General features: G+C 60.2%; 16 protein-coding genes. 3 read left to right on the top strand and 13 right to left on the bottom strand.

Translation table 11 applies throughout. The features are described from left to right. Nucleotides 1–7: 7 nt before the first annotated feature. The 13 genes from GOX63_RS11845 to GOX63_RS11785 form a co-directional block, all read right to left on the bottom strand. Nucleotides 8–1,672, bottom strand: a complete 1,665-nt coding sequence (locus tag GOX63_RS11845) for an ABC transporter permease (protein WP_170545798.1) — start codon at nucleotides 1,670–1,672, stop codon at nucleotides 8–10. A 121-nt stretch (nucleotides 1,673–1,793) separates the two neighbouring features. Further along, nucleotides 1,794–3,014 (bottom strand): phenylacetate--CoA ligase family protein, encoded by a 1,221-nt coding sequence (locus tag GOX63_RS11840; protein WP_170545795.1) that lies wholly within the window; start codon nucleotides 3,012–3,014, stop codon nucleotides 1,794–1,796. 19 nt (nucleotides 3,015–3,033) lie between these two features. Beyond that, nucleotides 3,034–3,867, bottom strand: a complete 834-nt coding sequence (locus GOX63_RS11835; protein WP_170326183.1) for an ABC transporter ATP-binding protein — start codon at nucleotides 3,865–3,867, stop codon at nucleotides 3,034–3,036. Between the two features lie 72 nt (nucleotides 3,868–3,939). Beyond that, nucleotides 3,940–5,223: an ABC transporter substrate-binding protein gene (locus GOX63_RS11830; protein WP_170545793.1), complete on the bottom strand. Its 1,284-nt coding sequence runs from the start codon at nucleotides 5,221–5,223 to the stop codon at nucleotides 3,940–3,942. Between the two features lie 74 nt (nucleotides 5,224–5,297). Next, nucleotides 5,298–6,374 carry a branched-chain amino acid ABC transporter permease gene (locus GOX63_RS11825; protein WP_170326181.1) on the bottom strand — a complete coding sequence of 359 codons (1,077 nt, stop codon included), beginning with the start codon at nucleotides 6,372–6,374 and terminating at the stop codon, nucleotides 5,298–5,300. Nucleotides 6,375–6,377: 3 nt separating this feature from the next. Then, nucleotides 6,378–6,635 carry a hypothetical protein gene (locus GOX63_RS11820; RefSeq protein ID WP_170326180.1) on the bottom strand — a complete coding sequence of 86 codons (258 nt, stop codon included), beginning with the start codon at nucleotides 6,633–6,635 and terminating at the stop codon, nucleotides 6,378–6,380. After that, nucleotides 6,632–6,886, bottom strand: coding sequence for a hypothetical protein (locus GOX63_RS11815; protein ID WP_170326179.1), 255 nt, complete (start codon nucleotides 6,884–6,886; stop codon nucleotides 6,632–6,634). The genes GOX63_RS11820 and GOX63_RS11815 overlap by 4 nt, the downstream gene beginning before the upstream one ends. After that, nucleotides 6,887–7,873, bottom strand: a complete 987-nt coding sequence (locus tag GOX63_RS11810) for a branched-chain amino acid ABC transporter permease (RefSeq protein ID WP_170326178.1) — start codon at nucleotides 7,871–7,873, stop codon at nucleotides 6,887–6,889. Between the two features lie 29 nt (nucleotides 7,874–7,902). Further along, nucleotides 7,903–8,721 (bottom strand): ABC transporter ATP-binding protein, encoded by an 819-nt coding sequence (locus tag GOX63_RS11805; protein ID WP_170326177.1) that lies wholly within the window; start codon nucleotides 8,719–8,721, stop codon nucleotides 7,903–7,905. Between the two features lie 78 nt (nucleotides 8,722–8,799). Then, nucleotides 8,800–10,743, bottom strand: a complete 1,944-nt coding sequence (locus GOX63_RS11800; protein WP_170326426.1) for an AMP-binding protein — start codon at nucleotides 10,741–10,743, stop codon at nucleotides 8,800–8,802. A gap of 787 nt (nucleotides 10,744–11,530) precedes the next feature. Beyond that, nucleotides 11,531–11,929, bottom strand: coding sequence for an 8-oxo-dGTP diphosphatase MutT (mutT, locus tag GOX63_RS11795; RefSeq protein ID WP_170326176.1), 399 nt, complete (start codon nucleotides 11,927–11,929; stop codon nucleotides 11,531–11,533). Next, the gene (argJ, locus tag GOX63_RS11790; protein WP_170326175.1) at nucleotides 11,926–13,152 is read right to left on the bottom strand and encodes a bifunctional glutamate N-acetyltransferase/amino-acid acetyltransferase ArgJ; all 1,227 of its coding nucleotides are present in this window, start codon (nucleotides 13,150–13,152) and stop codon (nucleotides 11,926–11,928) included. Before argJ ends, mutT begins: the two co-directional genes overlap by 4 nt. Nucleotides 13,153–13,158: 6 nt before the next feature. Then, a complete protein-coding gene (locus GOX63_RS11785; protein ID WP_170326174.1) occupies nucleotides 13,159–14,007 on the bottom strand; it encodes a peptidylprolyl isomerase in 849 nt (282 codons plus the stop codon). Between the two features lie 176 nt (nucleotides 14,008–14,183). On the opposite strand from GOX63_RS11785, the gene secA reads away from it, so the two are divergent. From secA to GOX63_RS11770, 3 genes are all read left to right on the top strand, one after another. Further along, a complete protein-coding gene (secA, locus tag GOX63_RS11780; RefSeq protein ID WP_170326173.1) occupies nucleotides 14,184–16,901 on the top strand; it encodes a preprotein translocase subunit SecA in 2,718 nt (905 codons plus the stop codon). Between the two features lie 100 nt (nucleotides 16,902–17,001). Continuing rightward, the gene (locus GOX63_RS11775) at nucleotides 17,002–17,925 is read left to right on the top strand and encodes a hypothetical protein (protein ID WP_170326172.1); all 924 of its coding nucleotides are present in this window, start codon (nucleotides 17,002–17,004) and stop codon (nucleotides 17,923–17,925) included. 25 nt (nucleotides 17,926–17,950) lie between these two features. Beyond that, nucleotides 17,951–19,507, top strand: coding sequence for a phosphate ABC transporter substrate-binding/OmpA family protein (locus tag GOX63_RS11770; RefSeq protein ID WP_170545791.1), 1,557 nt, complete (start codon nucleotides 17,951–17,953; stop codon nucleotides 19,505–19,507). The last annotated feature ends 2 nt before the right edge of the window (nucleotides 19,508–19,509 follow it).

Here is a 19,509-nt window from a genome sequence, read left to right as displayed (position 1 = left end):
TCGTGACCTAGCGCCGGCCGACCTGACGGCAGATCAGAATCACCGGCAACAGCCCCACCGCAAGGATGACCAGAGAGGGCACGGCAGCGCCCTCGAGACGTTCATCCGAGGCCAGCCGGTAGGCCTGCACCGCCAGCGTATCAAAGTTGAACGGGCGCATGATCAGGGTGGCGGGTAGCTCTTTCATCACGTCGACAAAGACGATCAGCAGCGCCGTCAGCAACGACGGTGTCAGGATCGGCAGATGCACCCGGCGCAGCGTACCCAGCGGTGTTTGGCCCAGGGATCGCGCAGCCGCGTCCATATTGGCGTGAACGGTGCTCTGCCCGCCTTCATAAGCGCTGAGCGCGGCGGCCAGAAAGCGCACCATATAGGCCGCGATCAGCAACCAGATCGACCCTGTCAACAGAAGCCCGGTCGAGATATCGAAGGTCTGCCGCATCCACGCATCCAGCGCGTTGTCAAAGCTAGCAAACGGCACCATAAGGCCCACCGCGATCACCCCACCCGGCACCGCATAGCCCAGGCGCGCCAGATAGCCCGCAGTGGCCGATTTCCGGCCCGGCCGCAGGCGCTGAAAGAACCCCACGCAGATCGCCGCGAACACGGTGACGACCGCCGCTGTGCCTGCCAGAGTCAGCGAGTTCTGAATAAACCCGATATAGCGCCGTGACAGCAGGTTCTGTTCCGATTGCAGGCCCATCTGGATCAGGATGAAGACCGGCAGCAAAAAGCCCAGAAACACCGGCACAGCGCACAGCGTAAAAGCCGCCACGGATTGCCAGCCTTTCAACTGCGCCGAGGGCAAGGACGCGTGGCTTTTACCCGCCTGATAATATTTCGCCTTGCCGCGCTGTATCCGCTCGGCCATCGCCATGACGAGGGCAAAGCCCAGCAGGCACAGGGCAAGCTGCGCGGCGGCGGCGCGGTCTCCGATCGAGAACCAGCTGGTGTAGATACCGGTGGCAAAGGTCTGCACGCCGAAATAGGCCACCGTGCCGAAATCGGCGATGGTCTCCATGATGGCCAGCAGAACACCGCCCGCAATGGCGGGTCGCGCCATCGGCAGCGACACGTGCCAGAAGGCCAGCCACGGGCTTTTGCCCAGCGCGCGGGCGGCCAGAAAGGCCGTCGCACTTTGCTGCAGGAACGCGGCCCGCGCCAACAGATAGACATAGGGGTAAAGCACGAGGATCAGCATCACCGCCGCGCCCTCGGTCGAGCGGATCTCGGGGAACCAATAATCGCGCGGACCCCAGCCGGTTACGTCGCGCAGGGTGGTCTGGACGATGCCGGGATGGTCCAGAATGAACGTATAGGCGTAAGCTAAAACATAGGCCGGGAAGGCCAGAGGCAGGACCAGAGCGATTTCCAGAAAACGCACGCCGGGAAAGCGGGACATCGTCACCAGCCACGCCGCGCCCACCCCGATGGAAAAGGTCCCCGCGGCCACCAGAACCACCAGAATCACCGTCGTCAGCGCATAGCGCGGCAGAACCGTTTCCAGCAGGTGCGAGATCGTGTCCGTCCCGCCCGTTACCGCCGCCAGAACAACGGCCACCATCGGCAACAGGCACGCGGCCGCCACCAGACAGGCCACCGTGCCAACCAGCCGGGTGCCAAACACGCCCTGACGGCGCGTTCCGTGTTCTGAAAATTCGATTTCGGCCATGTTTCCGGTTTTGACAGGGTAAGGCGCAGGTTCCGCCTTTAATTGACCAAAACGCTAAGAAACACCAGTGGGCGACGAAACAAATCTGCGGCACATACTGCCGCAGATTTGATTTTCACGGTCATTCGTAGACGCGCTGATCCTCAATCACCAAACCGTCCTTGGGCAGCGATCCGGGGGCCACGACCTCGATCGCGCCTTTCAGTTTCAGCACCTCGACCACCGATTTGGCATAGGCCACATCGTCGCTGCGGGGGCTTTCGATCTTAACGGTCATGGTGTCCATCTCTCCCTGACGGGCGGCGATGACGCGAGCCTTGACGATCTCTTCGTGCTTGTCGACCAGCGCAGCCACCTGTTCGGGGCGCACGAACATGCCCTTGATCTTGGTGGTCTGATCGGCGCGGCCCATCCAGCCCTTGATCCGCAGATTTGTGCGGCCACAGGGGGATTGCCCCGGCATGATCGCCGAGAGATCGCCTGTGGCAAACCGGATGAGCGGATAGTCAGGGTTCAGCGAGGTCACCACGACCTCACCCACTTCACCCTCGGCAACAGGCGTTCCGGTGCCTGGGGTGACGATCTCGACAATGATATGTTCGTCGATGATCATCCCCTCCATCGCGGGGCTTTCATAGGCGATATTGCCCAGATCGGCAGTGGCATAGCATTGCAGGCAGGAAATGCCCCGATCGGCATATTCCTGGCGCAAGGACGGGAACAACGCGCCGCCGCCTACAACGGCTGCGCTGAAGCCCAGCGCCACGCCCATCTCATCCGCCTTGTCCAGAATGACCTTCAGATAATCCGGGGTCCCCGCATAGGCGGTGCAGCCCACGTCGCGTGCGGCGGTCACCTGCAACTCGGTCTGACCGGTGCCGGCGGGCAGCACGGCGGCCCCTACGGCCCGCGCGCCGCTTTCAAAGATCATGCCTGCAGGTGTCAGGTGGTAGCCAAAGCAGTTGTGGACAATGTCACCCGGACCCACGCCCGCTGCGTGAAGGAACCGCCCCATGCGCCACCAGTCCGGATCGGTGCTGCCGGGTTCATAGATCGGGCCGGGGGATTGGAACACATGGTGGAAATGCCGCGCCGGTTTGACCGTAAAGCCGCCGAAAGGTGGCCGCGACGCCTGCGCCTGCGCCAGATCGGATTTGCGCAGAACCGGCAGTTTCGCCAGATCGGCGGCCGAGGCGACGGCATCGGTGTCGGCGCCGGCCAGATGCGCCTCGAACCCCGGCGCGGACAGCGCCCGCTGAAGCTGAACGCGCAGGGCCTGCGCCTGATCGGAGGCACGTTGGTCGGCTGAACGGGTCTCGAGCGCGTCGTAATAATTCGTCATGACCATATCCTCCATCCGCTTACAGCCACCTCTTGCGGCGGCGATACGAGCGCACATCGCGGAAGCTTTTGCGCCCCTCATCCGACATGCCCAGATAGAATTCCTTTACGTCCGGGTTCTCGCGCAGATCGGCCGCCGGGCCATCCATCACCACGCGGCCCGATTCCAGAATGTAACCGTAATGGGCAAACCGCAGCGCCACGTTGGTGTTCTGTTCAGCCAGCAGGAAGGACACACCCTCTTTCTCGTTCAGATCCTTCACGATGCCAAAAATCTCTTCGACCAGCTGCGGCGCCAGACCCATCGAGGGCTCGTCCAGCAGAATCGTCTCTGGGCGCGACATCAGCGCCCTGCCCATCGCCACCATCTGCTGCTCACCGCCCGAGGTATAGCCTGCCTGTGACCGGCGGCGTTCCTTGAGGCGGGGGAAATAGGTATAGACCAGTTCAAGGTCCTGCTGGATCGCGGCCTTGCCGTCCTTGCGGGTATAGGCGCCGGTCAGCAGGTTCTCCTCGACCGTCAGGTGTTCGAAACAATGGCGGCCTTCCATCACCTGGATAACGCCCTTTTCCACCAGATCAGCCGGATCACTTTCGTGGACACTGGTACCGCGATACTTGATCGACCCTTTGGTGACCTCGCCGCGTTCTGACTGCAGCAGGTTCGACACTGCCTTGAGCGTTGTTGTCTTGCCCGCCCCGTTGCCGCCGAGCAGAGCGGTAATGCCCCCTTTGGGCACAGTCAGGCTGACACCCTTCAGCACCAGGATGACGTGGTTGTAGATCACCTCGATATTATTCACTTCAAGCAGGGTTTCCGCCTGAACTTCGGTGGTTTGAGCCGCATCCAGCATCTGCGCGTGTCCTTCGTGCGAGTGTGGGGTTCGGGGCGGCAGTTCACCGCCGCCCCGGTGTGTAAAAGCGCCTTAGTTGCAGCGCGAGTCGATGTTGTTTTCCGAGGCGTAAGCTGCCGAATCTTCGTCGATCAGCGCGCCGATCACGTCACCATCGGTCGGTTTGAACTCCGAGATCATCGTCCAGGTCTTGTTCGCCGCGTCCCATTGGGTCACACCCACCAGAGCGTCACCACCGTGGTTCTCGCACGAGACCGAGAAGGTCGGACCAAAGTTCGGCAGGCCCAGTTCGGTCATCTTCGCCTCAGTCATCTCGAGGGCTTCCATACCTTCGCGCATTTCGGCGGCGGTAATGTCGGCATTGCCCGAAATCTCTTGCGCCTTCTTGATCGCTTCGGCAGCCAGCACAGCCGCATAGAGACCACGGTTGTACAGAACCGTACCGACCTGATCACCCGCGCCTGCGGCTTTGCCCGCATCAACCACGTGTGTCTTCAGATCGTCGAAAACCGGGAAGTCGGTGCCCACATTGTGGAAGGTCAGCGCCTTATAGCCATTCGCGGCCTCACCGGCAGGCACAACGTCGTTTTCCGAACCCGACCACCAGATGCCGATGAAGTTTTCCATCGGGAAGCGGATGTTCGCGGCCTCTTGCACCGCCACCTGGTTCATCACACCCCAGCCCCACATCAGGACATAGTCGGGACGATCGCGGCGGATTTGCAGCCATTGCGATTTCTGCTCCTGACCCGGGTGATCGACCGGCAGGGCCGCCAGTTCAAAGCCATGTTTCTTGGACAGCTCTTCCAGCGTGCGGATCGGTTCCTTGCCATAGGCCGAGTTGTGATAGATCAGCGCGATTTTCTTGCCGCTCAGGTCACCGCCGTTTTCCTCGAGCAGATAGTTGATCGCACCCGAAGCACCGTCCCAATAGTTAGCCGGGTAATTGAACACGTGGCTGAAAACGGTGCCGTTCTTGGCCGAGGTCCGACCATAGCCCATTGTGTGCAGCGGAATGTCGTCCGCGGTCACTTTCGGGATCAGCTGATAGGTAATGCCGGTGGACAGCGGCTGATACACCAGCGCGCCTTCGCCCTTGGTGGATTCGTAGCACTCAACGCCTTTTTCCGTGTTGTAGCCGGTTTCACACTCGACCACGCGGATCGGAACACCGCCGATACCGCCATCGCGCTCGTTCAGCAGGGTGAAATAGTCGTTATACCCGTCCGAGAACGGAATGCCGCCGGCTGCATAAGGTCCGGTGCGATAGCTCAGGTCGGGGATCACCAGATCCGCCAGAGCCGGCCCTGCGGCCATCAGGGCGCCAAGCGCCGCGGTTGCCAGTTTCAATTTCATCGGGTGTCTCCTCCCTTGGTTGGTCCGATGTTGGGGTCGGGCTTTTGCACCCGTTATCTGATTGGGCCTGCCCCTTAGTGCGGGAACGGCCAGAGTCTGAGTTTCTCTTTCGCCACGCGCCACAGCTGCGCCAGGCCATGCGGCTCAAGGATCAGGAACAGGATGATCAGCCCGCCGACGATCACCAGCTGCAGATGCGCCACGATATCCGTGGGCCAGCCCAGCCAGTCAGCGCCGACCACTTTCAGCACCACAGGCAGCAGCACCAGAAACGCCGCCCCCGCGAACGAGCCGAAGATCGAGCCCAACCCGCCGATAATGATCATGAACAGCACCAGGAACGATTTCTGAATGCCGAAGGCCTCGCCGACCTCGACCGCGCCCAGATAGACCGCAAAGAACAGCGCGCCCGCGATACCCACAAAGAACGAGCTGACGGCAAAGGCAGTCAGTTTCGCCCGCAGCGGGTTCACCCCGATGATCTCGGCCGCGATATCCATGTCGCGGATCGCCATCCAGGTACGCCCTGTGGTGCCACGCGTCAGGTTGCGTGCGATCAGGGCGCAGATGGTCAGGAAGATCAGGCAGAACAGGTATGTGGCCCAGGCAGGTGCGTTCGGCCCGGTGATGATGATGCCGAACACATCGCGTTCCGGCGCATTGATCTGACCCGAAGCCGAATAGTTGTAGAACCACGGCACCCGGTTGAACAGCCACACCAGGAAGAACTGCGCCGCCAGCGTCGCTACCGCCAAGTAGAACCCCTTGATCCGAAGGCTTGGCAGGCCGAACAGCACGCCGACGATGGCCGTGATCCCTCCGGCCAGAATGACGTGGATGAACATGCTGACATCCGGGAAAGCGGTCATCAGCTTGTAACAGGCATAGGCCCCCACGGCCATGAACCCCCCGGTACCCAGCGAGACCTGCCCGCAATAGCCCACCAGAATGTTCAGCCCGATCGCCGCAATCGCGTAGATCAGGAACGGCAGCAACAGCGCGTTGGCCAGATAGTCGTTGATCAGGAACGGAATGATCCCGAACGCCACTGCCAGCACGACATAGTACCGATACCGGTCGAACTTGATCGGGAAGGTCTGGCTGTCATCAATGTACGAGGTTTTGAAATCCCCGGCCTCACGATAGAACATGTCTTACTTTCCCCATTCTTCCTGCGCTTTGTTGCGGGCCTCAGCGTTCAGTTGGTTGGACCCTTTGGCGTATCCGCTCGCCTCGGAGGCGCGCACCAGTTTCAGATAAGCCAGCACGCCCATGATCAGCCCGACAAAGGCCAGGATCGCGGCGATGGTCAGCTGACCGTCCGTCAGATCTTCAGAGGTGATAGCGATGTACCCAAAGGCCCAGAACCCGGCCCACGAGATGACGTTGATGATGGCAATGAGTTTGGTCATGCTGGAGCACCTATGTTTCTGATGTTCAGCCAGTGAACCACCCCAGCCAAGGCGGCGTAGAAGAACAGCGAATCTAGTGCCCGCAAGTAACCAGCGTAGAGAAGCATCCTCATCTCCCACTCAGTATCGCCTGTCATTGCCATGCTTGAACCAGTCAAATTAATCTCAAAGCACTCAGCCAGCGAACGAGCCAGTCCATAGAGCAACAAGGCAATTGGTAGGGCTTTGAAAAGGGGGCTCAGGTTATCCATCTATACTCTCTCGATAATTTTCTCACCGAAGAGACCTTGCGGACGGAACACAAGGAAGATCAAGGCTAGCACATAAGCAAACCAGTTCTCGGTCGCGCCGCCGACCAGCGGGCCGATGGCAAACTCGAACAGTTTCTCACCCACACCGATGATCAGCCCGCCGACGATGGCTCCGGGGATCGAGGTGAACCCGCCCAGCATCAGCACCGGCAGTGCCTTGAGCGCGATCAGCGACAGCGAGAACTGAACGCCCGACTTGGTGCCCCACATGATACCCGCAACCAGCGCCACGAAACCCGCAACCGACCACACCATGATCCAGATGAAGTTCAGCGAGATCCCAACCGACAGCGCCGCCTGGTGGTCATCGGCCACAGCGCGCATCGCCCGGCCCTGCTTGGTGTATTGGCTGAACACGACCAGAGCCGCCACCAGCAGCGCCGCAATCACCGTCGCCACGATGTCCAGATTGTCGATGAAGAAGCCGTAGCCGAAGATGTTAAAGGTCGTCTCATCAATCCACAGATTGATGCCCTGCGGCAGGCCCACATCCAGCGTCTTGATCTCGGACCCCCACATCAGGTCGGCCACGCCTTCAAGGAAATAGGCCAGGCCGATCGTGGCCATGAACAGAATGATCGGCTCCTGCCCGACCAGATGGCGCATGACGAACCGCTGCACCGCCCAGGCCAGCAGTACCATGACACCCATGGTCAGGATGATCGCCAGCAGCGCCGGCACGTTCCAACCGAACTTGTGCACATGCGTTCCGAAGGTGGCGTTGATCAAATGCGCAAAGGGCACCTGACCGCTCATGATCCCGACCAATGTCATCGCCGCGAACAGGGCCATAACCCCTTGTGCGTAGTTGAAAATTCCGGAGGCCTTGTAGATCAGCACAAAGCCCAGCGCGACCAGCGCATAGAGCACCCCGGCCATCAGACCGTTGAGGATGACCTCCATCGCGAATACGAGTTGTTCAGGCATCTGCGCCGCTCCTCATGTCTGTCGGATGCTTAGTCATGGCTGACCCCCAGATAGGCGTCGATCACGTCCTGGTTGCTGCGCACCTCGTCGGGTGTGCCGTCGCCGATCTTCTTGCCGTAATCCATCACGACAACCCGGTCGCTCAGGTCCATCACCACGCCCATGTCGTGCTCGATCAGGGCGATGGTGGTGCCGAACTCGTCATTCACGTCGAGGATAAAGCGGCTCATGTCCTCTTTCTCTTCGACGTTCATGCCCGCCATCGGCTCATCCAGCAGCAGCAGCTTGGGCTCGGCCGCCAGCGCGCGCGCCAACTCGACCCGTTTTTTCAAACCGTAAGGCAGTCGCGATACCGGCGTCTTGCGAATGTGCTGGATTTCCAGAAAGTCGATGATCTTCTCGACGGCCTCACGGTTTTCAACCTCTTCCGCCTCGGCTTTGCCCTTCCACCAGGCCTGCTGAAACATGTTGGTCTTCATGTAGTTCAGCCGCCCGGTCATGACGTTGTCCAGAACGCTCATGCCTTCGAACAAAGCAATGTTCTGGAACGTGCGCGCAATGCCCTGCCGCGCGACCTCATAGGGCCGCATCGGCGGGCGCTTGGCGCCGTGAAACCAGACCTCGCCCTCCTGCGGCACATAAAACCCCGAGATCACGTTCAGCATCGAGGACTTGCCCGCCCCGTTCGGCCCGATGATGGCGCGGATTTCACCCTCGCGAATGTCAAACGAGATATCCTTGATCGCCACCACACCGCCAAAGCGCAGGGTGATGTTCTTCATCTCCATCACCACGCCGCCGATCTTGCGGCCGTCTTCGGTGACATATCCTTCGGTACTATCCAGCATCAGTCACTCCCTGACTTTTGCAAAAACGGGACGGCGGGCGGGGCGATGACCGCAGGTCGAGCGGCGCATGACCGGCCCTCATTCCGCAGCCACCTTGTGCTGCGCCACCGGCACCACCGGCGCGTCCACAATCTCCAGCGTCGCCGAGATCGACCCCTTGCGGCCGTCCTCATAGGTCACTTCGGTCGTGGTCGAGACGGATTTGGACCCGTCATACAACGCCGCGATGATGTCGCTGAACTTCTCCTCAACGAATCCCCGCCGCACTTTCCGCGTGCGGGTCATCTCACCGTCATCGGCGTCCAGTTCCTTGTGCAGCACAACAAAGCGATGCACCTGGCAACCAGACAGCATTTCATCGGCGGCAACGGACTTGTTCACCTCTTCTACGTGACCCCGAATCGTCTCTAACACACGGGTGTGGCCCGCCAGTTCCTGATAAGACGCATAAGCCACGTTGTTGCGCTCGGCCCAGTTTCCGACTGCGGTCAGGTCGATATTGATGAAGGCCACACAATGATCCCGGCCATTGCCGAACAGCACGACCTCAAGGATATCGGGATAAAACTTCAGCTTGTTCTCGACATATTTCGGCGCGAACATCGACCCATCGGCCATCTTGCCCACGTCCTTGGCGCGGTCGATGATCCGCAGATGGCCCGAGTTCTCTTCGATGAACCCGGCATCCCCGGTGGCCACCCAGCCCTCGGCATCCTTGGTCGAGGCCGTCGAGTCCGGGTTATTGTAATACTCGACGAACACGCCGGGCGAGCGGTAGTGAATCTCGCCATTGTCGTCGATTTTCAGCTCAACCGCCGGAGCTGGTACGCCCACCGTATCCGCGCGCACCTCACCATCAGGTTGAACAGTGATGAAAACGGTAGCTTCGGTCTGGCCGTAAAGCTGCTTCAGGTTGATGCCCAGCGAGCGGTAGAAATCGAAAATCTCCGGCCCGATGGCCTCACCGGCCGTATATCCCACGCGGAATCGGCCATAGCCCAACGTGTCCTTCAGCGGACCGTAGACCAGCAGGTTGCCCAGCGCGTATTTTAGCCGGTCGCCAAGGCCGACCGGTTTGCCGTCCAGCAACAACCCGCCAACCTTCTTGGCGTGCGCCATGAAGTGGTGGAACATGCGCTGCTTCAGCTTGCCCGCATCCTCCATCCGGATCATCACGTTGGTCAGCTGGGTTTCGAACACGCGCGGCGGGGCAAAGAAATAGGTCGGCCCGATCTCGCGCAGGTCGGTCATCATCGTGTCTGCGCTTTCGGGGCAGTTCACGCAGAAACCGCACCAATAAGCCTGACCGATGGAAAAGATGAAATCACCGACCCAGGCCATTGGCAGATAGGACAGGATGTCCTCATTCCGGGTCAGATGATCGAATTCCGCCGAGTTCTTGGCGCTTTCGATCACGTTGCGGTTTGACAGCACCACGCCCTTGGGCTTGCCGGTGGTGCCCGAGGTGTAAAGCATCACGCAAGTGTCGTCATAAGTGATTGCAGCGGTGCGCTTGTCCAGTTCCGCATCGAACCGCTGATGGCCTGCGTTTCCCTCGGCCATGATGTCTTCCAGCGCGTTCATTTGGGAATGGTCGTATTTCCGCATCCCGCGCTTGTCGGTATAGAAGATGTGTTTGACCCGATGCAGGTTTTCCTGAATCTCGATGACCTTGTCGACCTGTTCCTGATCCCCGCAGACGACGTATTTTGCGCCACAGTGTTCCAGCACATAGGCCATCTCTTCGGCGACCGAGTCCTGATACAGCGGCACAGGAACCGCCCCCACCATCTGCGCGGCCACCATCGACCAGTAATGCGCCGGGCGGTTGCGGCCGATCACGGCAATATGGTCACCCTTTTCAACGCCGATCTCGAGGAAACCAAGCGCCAGCGCGCGGACCTCGGCAGCGGTTTCCGCCCAGGTCCAGCATTGCCAGATGCCGAATTCCTTTTCCCGATAGGCCGGGGCATCCCCGAACTGAGTCGCGTTACGATGTAGCAGCGCCGGAAGGGAGGCCATCCCGTCCGCGCCCGACTGCGTCTGAGCCAATCTCTCTCTCCTCCCCATCCGGCCCCTCCCCGGGCCGGAAATGGCGGGTCCGGGTCAAAGGCCCGAACGCCAATGCCCCGATAAGGGACGCGAGAAAGATCAGCGTCAACTTTTTCCTGATGTTTTCTCAATTCTTACGAATTGTAACAGGGATTGAAACGATTGTTCCGTGTCCAATTCTCTTCGTGGCGATGCTGCGGGCTAAGCCCGACCGCAAGTTGAATATAGCCCATTGATTACCATTAAAACGCAACTTCGGAGTTGAAGTAGTTGACGAGCTTGCAAACCGCATTAAACGTTCCAACATGTTAATTAGAATAGAGAAACCACCTTTGGGTGAAGCGCCTGATTGGGTCCGATCAGCTTGGGTCGGATTGCAGCTTCCTGTATTGAACGAACAGCCTGAGCGGTTTTCAGTTTACGGCGTTTTGTCTGGCCCGAAGTCAATAATTGGCTTTATCTGGGCATACCTTGTTCACCCCAAAATCGAGTCATACGGATATTTGGTTCATGCTCGGACTGCGGTTGAGTTACTTGAGGTAGTCAATCCAGAAGCAGCAAACTGGTGGAAAACAAACGCAGCGCATATGCTCATAGGCCAGACATGTTTTCACTTTGATGCTGACGCGTGTGAGCTCACTTTTCCGACCAATCCTTCATGGCCATCAAAGTGAATTCTCATCGTTTTGTTTTTCAGCGCTATATCTTGTTGGCTGACTAGATTTCACAAGGCGCCCAATACCAAGGCACATTGCGCCTACAACCAGTCCCGCAAAATCGGGATCAACGGCACGTCCGCCGCAGGCATCGGGTAGTTGCGCAAGTCATTCGCGCGCACCCATTTCAGCGCCTGCCCCTCCTTGGACTGCGGGATGCCCTCCCATTTGCGGCAGGCAAACAGCGGCATCAGCAGGTGAAAATCATCATAGCTGTGGCTGGCAAAGGTCAGTGGCGCGAGGCACGAGGCCCAGGTGTCGATGCCCAGTTCCTCGTGCAATTCACGGATCAGGGCGGCCTCGGGGGTTTCGCCGGATTCGATCTTGCCTCCGGGGAACTCCCACAGACCAGCCATGGATTTGCCTTCCGGGCGCTGCGCCAGCAGCACCCGGCCCTCGATATCGATCAGGGCAACGGCAGAAACAAGGACAGTTTTCACGAGCGATAATCCGCGTTGATCTCGATATACCCGTGGGTCAGGTCACAGGTCCAAACAGTGGACTTGCCCGCTCCCAGCTCCAGATCGACGGTGATCACCAGATCCTGACCCTTCATATATTCAGCGGCGTCTTCCTCGCGGTAATCCGGGCTGACCCAGCCTTTTTCAGCCACCAGAATGTCACCGAAGGAAATGCTCAGCAGGTCCCGATCCGCTGCGGCGCCGGACTTGCCGATGGCCATGACCACGCGGCCCCAGTTCGGGTCTTCGCCCGCAATCGCGGTTTTTACCAACGGTGAGTTCGCGATCGCCAGACCATGCACCTTGGCGTCAGCGTCCGAGGCGGCCCCGGTCACGCGGATTTCCACGAATTTTGTGGCGCCTTCCCCGTCGCGCACCACCTGCTGGGCAAGATCCAGCATTACGGTTTCCAACGCCTCGGCAAAAGCCGCGTTGCCGGTTGCATCCACACCCGAGGCCCCGGTGGCGCACAGCAGCAGGCTGTCCGAGGTCGAGGTGTCGCTGTCCACGGTGATGCAGTTGAAGGTCCGGTCGGTCTGCGCCCCCAGCATCGCCTGCAATGCCGATTGCTCGACCTGCGCATCGGTAAAGATGTAGACCAGCATCGTCGCCATATCCGGCGCGATCATGCCGGAACCCTTGGCAATCCCCGCAATAGAGACTGTTTTGCCGTCAATCTCGACTTGTGCCGATGCCCCTTTCGGGAAGGTATCGGTGGTCATGATCGCCCGCGCAGCGTCTTCGATGGCATGGCGGCTGAGGCCCGATTTCAGCGTCTCAAGCTGTGCAACGATACGCTCATGCGGCAGCGGCTCGCCGATCACGCCGGTCGAAGAGGTAAAGACCCGTTCGACCGGAACGCCGGTGGCTGTCGAGACAGCCTGCGTCACCTCGGCCACCGAGGTCTGACCGTAATGCCCGGTGAACGCGTTGGCATTGCCCGAGTTCACAAGGATGGCTGCCGGGCCGTCACTGGCCCCGCCGATCTTGTCCTGACAGTCCAGCACCGGCGCCGCACGGGTGGCGGACCGGGTAAAGACCCCGGCCACAGACGTGCCCGGGTCCAGGACTGCCAGCATGACGTCAGTGCGTCCCTGATAGCGCACCCCCGCCTCAACAGTGGCAAAGCGCACACCGTCAATCGCGGGCAATTCGGGAAAAGCCGCCGGAGCCAGCGGAGAGACCTTGGTGATCGTGGCCACGCGCGTTTACTCCTGAATCAGGTCTGTCTGACGCAGAACCTCGGGGCCAGCGCCTTCCAGCGCCGGGCGTTCGATCTCGGCCTGCTGGGTCAGTTCGTCGATGCGGGCCTGAATGACCTCTTGCTGCAGGGTCTGGCTCAGCTCAGCGCGCACCTGATCCAGTTCAGGTGCCTCGGATTTGCGCTTGTCGTTCAGAGTGACCACGTGCCAGCCGAACTGGGTTTTCACGGGCTCGGACACCTGACCCTTTTCCAGGCCGATCACGGCTGCCTCGAATGCCGGAACCATCTGGCCCGATCCGAACCAGCCCAGCTCACCCCCGTTGGGACCCGACGGGCCGGTCGAGTGCTCTTTGGCCATTTCGGCAAAATCGGCGCCGTCATCCAGCTGTGCCTTGATCTCTTTGGCTTTTTCTTCGGTTTCCACAAGGATGTGGCTGGCATTGAATTCGTCAGCGCCCTGGAAATCGGCATATTTGGCGTCATAGGCCGCCTGGATCGCCTCATCCGTCAGCTCTTCCTCGATCAGGGCGTTCACCGTCTGCACAGCCAGCAGCGAGCGTGTCTCATTGTCCAGCGCCAGCGTGTTCAACTTGGACAAGGCCTCTTGCTGCTGGCCCAGCAATGCCTGCTGGATCAACTGGTCGACGATCAGCTCGTACAGCACGTCGTCTTCAATCTGCTGGTACTGCTCGGGCAGAGCGGCACCGGTGGCGATGACGTGACCCAAAGTGATCTCATCCCCGTTCACGCGGGCAATAACGGTGCTGGCGTCGGGTTTGGTTTCGGCGGCCAATGGCAGGGCCATCGCCGCAGCAAGCGCCAGCGATGGCAGAAAAGTGAGGCCTTTGGGCATGGAATCATCCTATTTCTTTGCCGCGACAGGGCGCAGCGTTGACACTCTGGAACCTGCCGCTTACATCGCTTTGAAGCCTTGGACAGGGCCGCCTTTCACCCCCCGTATCTATGGGTTGCGCGCAAGGTGGGCAAGCCTGTCGCAACCAAGACAAGAACAGATCCGCTGGAGTGAACATGCTGGGACTCGGAACGCTCGCCAAAAAGGTGTTCGGAACACCGAACGACCGCAAGATCAAGGCGACCCGCCCGCTGATCGAAAAGATCAACGCGCTGGAGCCCGAGTTCGAAAAACTCTCTGACGAGGGGCTGATCGAAAAGACCGCCGAGCTGCGCAAACGTGCGCTGGAGGGCGAAAGCCTGGATGCCCTGCTGCCCGAAGCCTTTGCCAACGTCCGCGAAGGCGCCAAGCGTGCGCTGGGTCTGCGCGCCTTTGACGTGCAGCTGATGGGCGGCACCTTCCTACATCAGGGCAACATCTCGGAAATGAAAACGGGTGAGGGCAAGACACTGGTCGCCACCTTCCCCGCCTATCTGAACGCGCTGACCGGCAAGGGTGTGCATGTGGTCACGGTCAACGAATACCTGGCCAAGCGGGACTCGGAGTGGATGGGCAAGGTGTTTGCCGCCGTCGGCATGACAACCGGCGTGATCTGGTCAGGCCAGCCCGATCCCGAGAAGAAAGCCGCCTATGCCTGTGACATCACGTATGCCACCAACAATGAGCTGGGCTTCGATTACCTGCGCGACAACATGAAGGCCGATCTGGCCGAGATTTACCAGAAATACCACAATTTCGCGATTGTGGACGAGGTCGACTCGATCCTGATCGACGAGGCGCGGACACCTTTGATCATCTCGGGGCCGTCGCAGGACCGTTCGGACCTGTATACCGCCATCGACGCCCTGATCCCGTCGCTGAGCGATGATCACTACTCGCTGGACGAAAAATCCCGCAACGTGACCTTTACTGATGAGGGCAACGAGTTTCTCGAACAGCAGCTGATTGCCGCGGGCCTGATCCCCGAAGGCCATTCGCTCTATGATCCCGAAAGCACCACGGTTGTTCACCACGTGAACCAGGGCCTGCGCGCGCACAAGCTGTTCACGCGCGACAAAGATTACATCGTGCGTGATGGCAATGTCGTGCTGATCGACGAATTCACCGGCCGGATGATGCCGGGCCGCCGCCTGTCCGAAGGTCTGCACCAGGCCATCGAAGCCAAGGAAGGCGTGCAGATCCAGCCCGAGAACGTGACGCTGGCCAGCGTGACTTTCCAGAACTATTTCCGCCTCTATGACAAGCTGAGCGGCATGACCGGTACAGCCCTGACCGAGGCCGAGGAGTTTGCCGAAATCTACGGTCTGGGTGTGGTCGAGGTTCCGACCAACAAACCGATCGCCCGCGTGGACGAGGACGATCAGGTCTATCGCACCGGCGCCGAGAAATATGCCGCGATGATCGAACAGACCAAGGAAGCGCAGGAAAAGGGCCAGCCGGTCCTGCTGGGCACCACGTCGATCGAGAAATCCGAACTGCTGAGCCAGTTGCTGCAGAAGGAAGGCATCGCGCATAACGTCCTGAACGCCCGCCAGCACGAGCAAGAGGCGCAGATCGTTGCCGATGCCGGCCGTCTGGGCGCGGTGACCATCGCCACCAACATGGCTGGTCGCGGCACCGACATTCAGTTGGGCGGCAACGTGGAAATGAAGGTGCTTAAAGCACTGGCTGAAAACCCCGAGGCCGATCCTTCCCAACTGCGCGCCGCCGAAGAGGCCCGCCATGCGGAAGAGAAAGAAAAGGTTCTCGCGGCCGGTGGTCTTTATGTGATGGCGTCGGAACGCCACGAAAGCCGCCGCATCGACAACCAGCTGCGCGGCCGTTCGGGCCGTCAGGGTGATCCGGGCCGCACCGTATTCTACCTGAGCCTCGAAGACGACCTGATGCGCATTTTCGGCTCGGAACGGCTGGACAAGGTTCTGACCACGCTGGGCATGCAGGAAGGTGAGGCGATCGTGCACCCCTGGGTGAACAAGTCGCTGGAACGGGCGCAGTCCAAGGTCGAAGGCCGCAACTTCGACATGCGCAAAAACGTCCTGAAATTCGACGACGTGATGAACGATCAACGGAAGGTTGTCTTCAGCCAACGGCGCGAGATCATGTCCTCGGACGACCTGTCTGAGATCGTCTCGGACATGCGCGAACAGGTGATCGACGATCTGATCGACGAATACATGCCGCCGAAAACCTATGCCGATCAGTGGGACACTGACGGTCTGCATGAGGCGATCAAGGACAAACTGACCATCGACGCGCCGGTTCAGGACTGGGCCGCCGAAGAAGGTGTGGACGACGAACAGGTGCGCGAGCGTCTGATCAACGCCGCGGATGAGATGATGGCGCAGAAAGCGGCGGCTTTTGGCCCCGAAAACATGCGCAACATCGAAAAGCAGGTGCTGCTGAACACCATCGACAGCAAATGGCGCGAGCATCTTCTGACGCTGGAGCATCTGCGCTCGGTCGTCGGTTTCCGTGGATACGCGCAGCGCGATCCGCTGAACGAATACAAGAACGAAAGCTTCCAGCTGTTCGAAGGGATGCTCGACAGCCTGCGCGAAACCGTGACCCAGCAATTGTCGCGCGTGCGCCCGCTGACCGAGGAAGAACAGCGCGAGATGCTGGCTCAGATGCAGGCGCAACAGGCACAGGCACAACAGGCGGTCGATCAGGCCGCTGACCGGGCCGAAGCCGTGGCTGAGGCCGAAGCCTCTGGCGATGCCCGCCCCGGTTTTGACGAGAATGACCCCAGCACCTGGGGCAACCCCTCGCGCAATGACCGGTGTCCTTGCGGATCGGGCAAGAAATTCAAGCACTGCCACGGACGCCTGACCTAAGGCTGCCCGAAATCAGACACATTGAGTCCCTCTCACGGCCACATATTGGCCGTGATTCTTAATCAATATGCGACTCGCTCCTTCAACTGGGGAGGGTGTCTTGTTTGTCATTAAGAACTATGTGACCACCGGCGGCACGGTCGTTTGCGCGCTGGCTATCGGTTACTTGATGCAGAATGGATTTCCTGCGGGACCGAACGGTTCGCAGAACCCCGAAGTTGTATCCACCGCCCAGAACGCTGTTGTGCCCGGGCTGGAGGACATCGTCCTGACCTCCTCGACCCCCGCCCCGGCAACAGACCAGATCACTTCGTCGACAAAACGAACGCTGAACCCCAGCCGGTCATCCCCCTCGGACCGCGCCGAGTGTGGCCTGAGCGCTCGGGCCCGTGCCGTTCCCGGTGCTGCCGCCCGCCTGATCGTCAAAGCTCCCTGCCACGGCAATGAACGAATCGAAGTGCATCACAGCGGCCTGACCGTCACGCAAGAGACGGACGCAAACGGCACGTTGGACCTGACCATACCGGCCCTGTCGGAGTACGCGATCTTTCTGATCTCGCTTGATGATCAGAAGGGGACCGTAGCCACCACTCACATTCCCGACATCGGCCAGTATTCCCGCGTGGCCCTGCAATGGCAGGGTGAGACCGAACTGCAGATCCATGCGCTGGAATTTGGGGCCAGCTATGGCGACGCGGGTCATGTCTCGGCCGAGTCCGGCACGCGGGGCGCAGGCAGCGTCGTGCACCTGGCCCAACCCACATTCCACGATGCCCGAAACGTCGAAGTCTATTCCTTCCCAGCGGCGCAATCGCAGCAATCTGGATCAATCGCATTGACGGTCGAGGCTGAGGTAACTGAGGCCAATTGCGGCCAGGACCTGAACGTGCAGTCGCTGGAGTTGCAGTATGACCGAAGCCTGCGGTCGCGCGACCTGACGCTCAGCTTTCCGGATTGTTCCAGAACCGGTGAGTTTCTGGTGTTGAATAATTTGCTCCAAGACCTGACAATCGCGGCAAACTAAACCCGCAGGCAGGCTCGAACTTCAAATGACATTTCTTCGTGTGGCGGCAGCCGCACTGTTTTCGGCAACATTTGCCTCAGCCGTTCAGGCGCAGGACATCACGCTCACCTCTCATGACGGCAAGGTCGAGGTGGCCGGAACCCTTCTGGGGTTCGACGGCGAGTTCTACCGCGTCGATACGCAATTCGGCGAGTTGACGGTCGACGGTTCGGGTGTGACCTGCGACGGACCTGCCTGCCCCAACCTGACCGACTTCGTGGCCGAATTACGGTTTTCCGGATCGTCCGTCATGGCCGAAAAGGTACTGCCCGCCCTGCTGATGGGCTTTGCGGAACAAGAGGGGCTGTCGGCAACGCCCCTCATGACCCAAAACGACAAACTTGTTTATGAACTGCACCAGACCGGGCGCGATGCCCCGCTTGGGCAGTTCTTTTTCGACGTTGGCAATACAGGCGGCGGCTTTTCCGATCTGATTGCGGGACAAACCGATATTGTGATGGCTCTGCGCGAAATCCGTCCGTCGGAACAAGAGGCCGCCGAGGCTGCGGGTCTGGGCGACCTGACCCAGGCGCGCCGCTCACGGGTTGTGGCGCTGGATGCGTTGGTCCCCATCGTTGCCCCAGACAACCCGGTGCCGTTTGTTTCCCTGTCCGATCTGGCGCTGGTGCTGTCCGGTGAGATCGACAACTGGTCCGCTTTGGGCGGACCGGACGCGCCAATAGCGCTGCACCTGCCCGAAACCGGGTCAGGTCTGGCGCAAGGGGTCGAGGATCGGTTGCTTGCCCCCGCCAAAGTGGCGCTGTCCGATGTCGTCCTCCGACACACGCGTGGCAGCGATCTGGTGCGTGCCGTGGCCGATGATCCCTTTGCCATCGGAATAGCCAGCGAGGCCGAGGTCGAAACGGCGCGCGCCCTGCCGCTGGCCGGGGGGTGTGGTCATGCGCTGATGGCCACAAGGCAAACAATCAAGACCGAGGATTACCCTCTGACTTCACCCATGTTCCTGTATCTGCCCCAGCAACGCCTGCCCCGCGTCGCCCGTCAGTTTCTGGCCTATACCCAAAGCGCTGACGCCCAGATGGCAATCCGCGCCGCAGGTTTTGTTGATCAGGCGCCCGAGAGGATGCCGATCGAGCTGCAGGGAAACCGGTTTGCCAATGCCGTGGCCTCGGGCGGCACTGAGGTCGGGCTGGAAGAACTGCAGCGTATGGTCACCACGTTGCGGCCTTTGTCCCGCCTGTCGCTGTCCTTCCGGTTCGAGGCTGGATCTTCGCGACCTGACGCGCAATCTCGGTCCAACATCCTGCAATTGGCCCAACAGCTTGAAGCGGGAACGCTCGATGCGCGCAAACTAGTCTTTGTCGGTTTCAGCGACGGCGACGGTGACGCAGCAGCCAACGCGCGGATTGCGCTGCTGCGGGCAAAAACAGTGCGCAACGCGGTGCTGGCAGCGGTGGAAACCGCGATCCCCGACAGTATCGAGCTCGAAGTAGACGGGTTCGGCGAGGCTATGCCGATGGCCTGCGACGACACTGATTGGGGCCGCAAGGTCAATCGCCGGGTCGAGGTCTGGGTCAGGTAACC

The sequence above is a fragment of the Ruegeria arenilitoris genome (assembly GCF_013031355.1).
GTDB lineage: Bacteria > Pseudomonadota > Alphaproteobacteria > Rhodobacterales > Rhodobacteraceae > Ruegeria > Ruegeria arenilitoris_C.
Note: the sequence above shows the minus strand (reverse complement) of the source record. Positions and strands in the feature narration are given on the sequence as shown.

Bases quoted from the DNA above. Each gene is read 5' to 3' on its own strand.
- secA (WP_170326173.1), top strand. From the start codon at position 14,184: ATGCTGGGACTCGGAACGCTCGCCAAAAAGGTGTTCGGAACACCGAAC.
- GOX63_RS11805 (WP_170326177.1), bottom strand. From the start codon at position 8,721: ATGCTGGATAGTACCGAAGGATATGTCACCGAAGACGGCCGCAAGATC.
- GOX63_RS11830 (WP_170545793.1), bottom strand. From the start codon at position 5,223: ATGAAATTGAAACTGGCAACCGCGGCGCTTGGCGCCCTGATGGCCGCA.
- GOX63_RS11810 (WP_170326178.1), bottom strand. From the start codon at position 7,873: ATGCCTGAACAACTCGTATTCGCGATGGAGGTCATCCTCAACGGTCTG.
- GOX63_RS11835 (WP_170326183.1), bottom strand. From the start codon at position 3,867: ATGCTGGATGCGGCTCAAACCACCGAAGTTCAGGCGGAAACCCTGCTT.
- GOX63_RS11820 (WP_170326180.1), bottom strand. From the start codon at position 6,635: ATGACCAAACTCATTGCCATCATCAACGTCATCTCGTGGGCCGGGTTC.
- GOX63_RS11815 (WP_170326179.1), bottom strand. From the start codon at position 6,886: ATGGATAACCTGAGCCCCCTTTTCAAAGCCCTACCAATTGCCTTGTTG.
- GOX63_RS11800 (WP_170326426.1), bottom strand. From the start codon at position 10,743: ATGGCCTCCCTTCCGGCGCTGCTACATCGTAACGCGACTCAGTTCGGG.
- GOX63_RS11840 (WP_170545795.1), bottom strand. From the start codon at position 3,014: ATGACGAATTATTACGACGCGCTCGAGACCCGTTCAGCCGACCAACGT.
- GOX63_RS11825 (WP_170326181.1), bottom strand. From the start codon at position 6,374: ATGTTCTATCGTGAGGCCGGGGATTTCAAAACCTCGTACATTGATGAC.
- GOX63_RS11785 (WP_170326174.1), bottom strand. From the start codon at position 14,007: ATGCCCAAAGGCCTCACTTTTCTGCCATCGCTGGCGCTTGCTGCGGCG.
- GOX63_RS11845 (WP_170545798.1), bottom strand. From the start codon at position 1,672: ATGGCCGAAATCGAATTTTCAGAACACGGAACGCGCCGTCAGGGCGTG.
- GOX63_RS11770 (WP_170545791.1), top strand. From the start codon at position 17,951: ATGACATTTCTTCGTGTGGCGGCAGCCGCACTGTTTTCGGCAACATTT.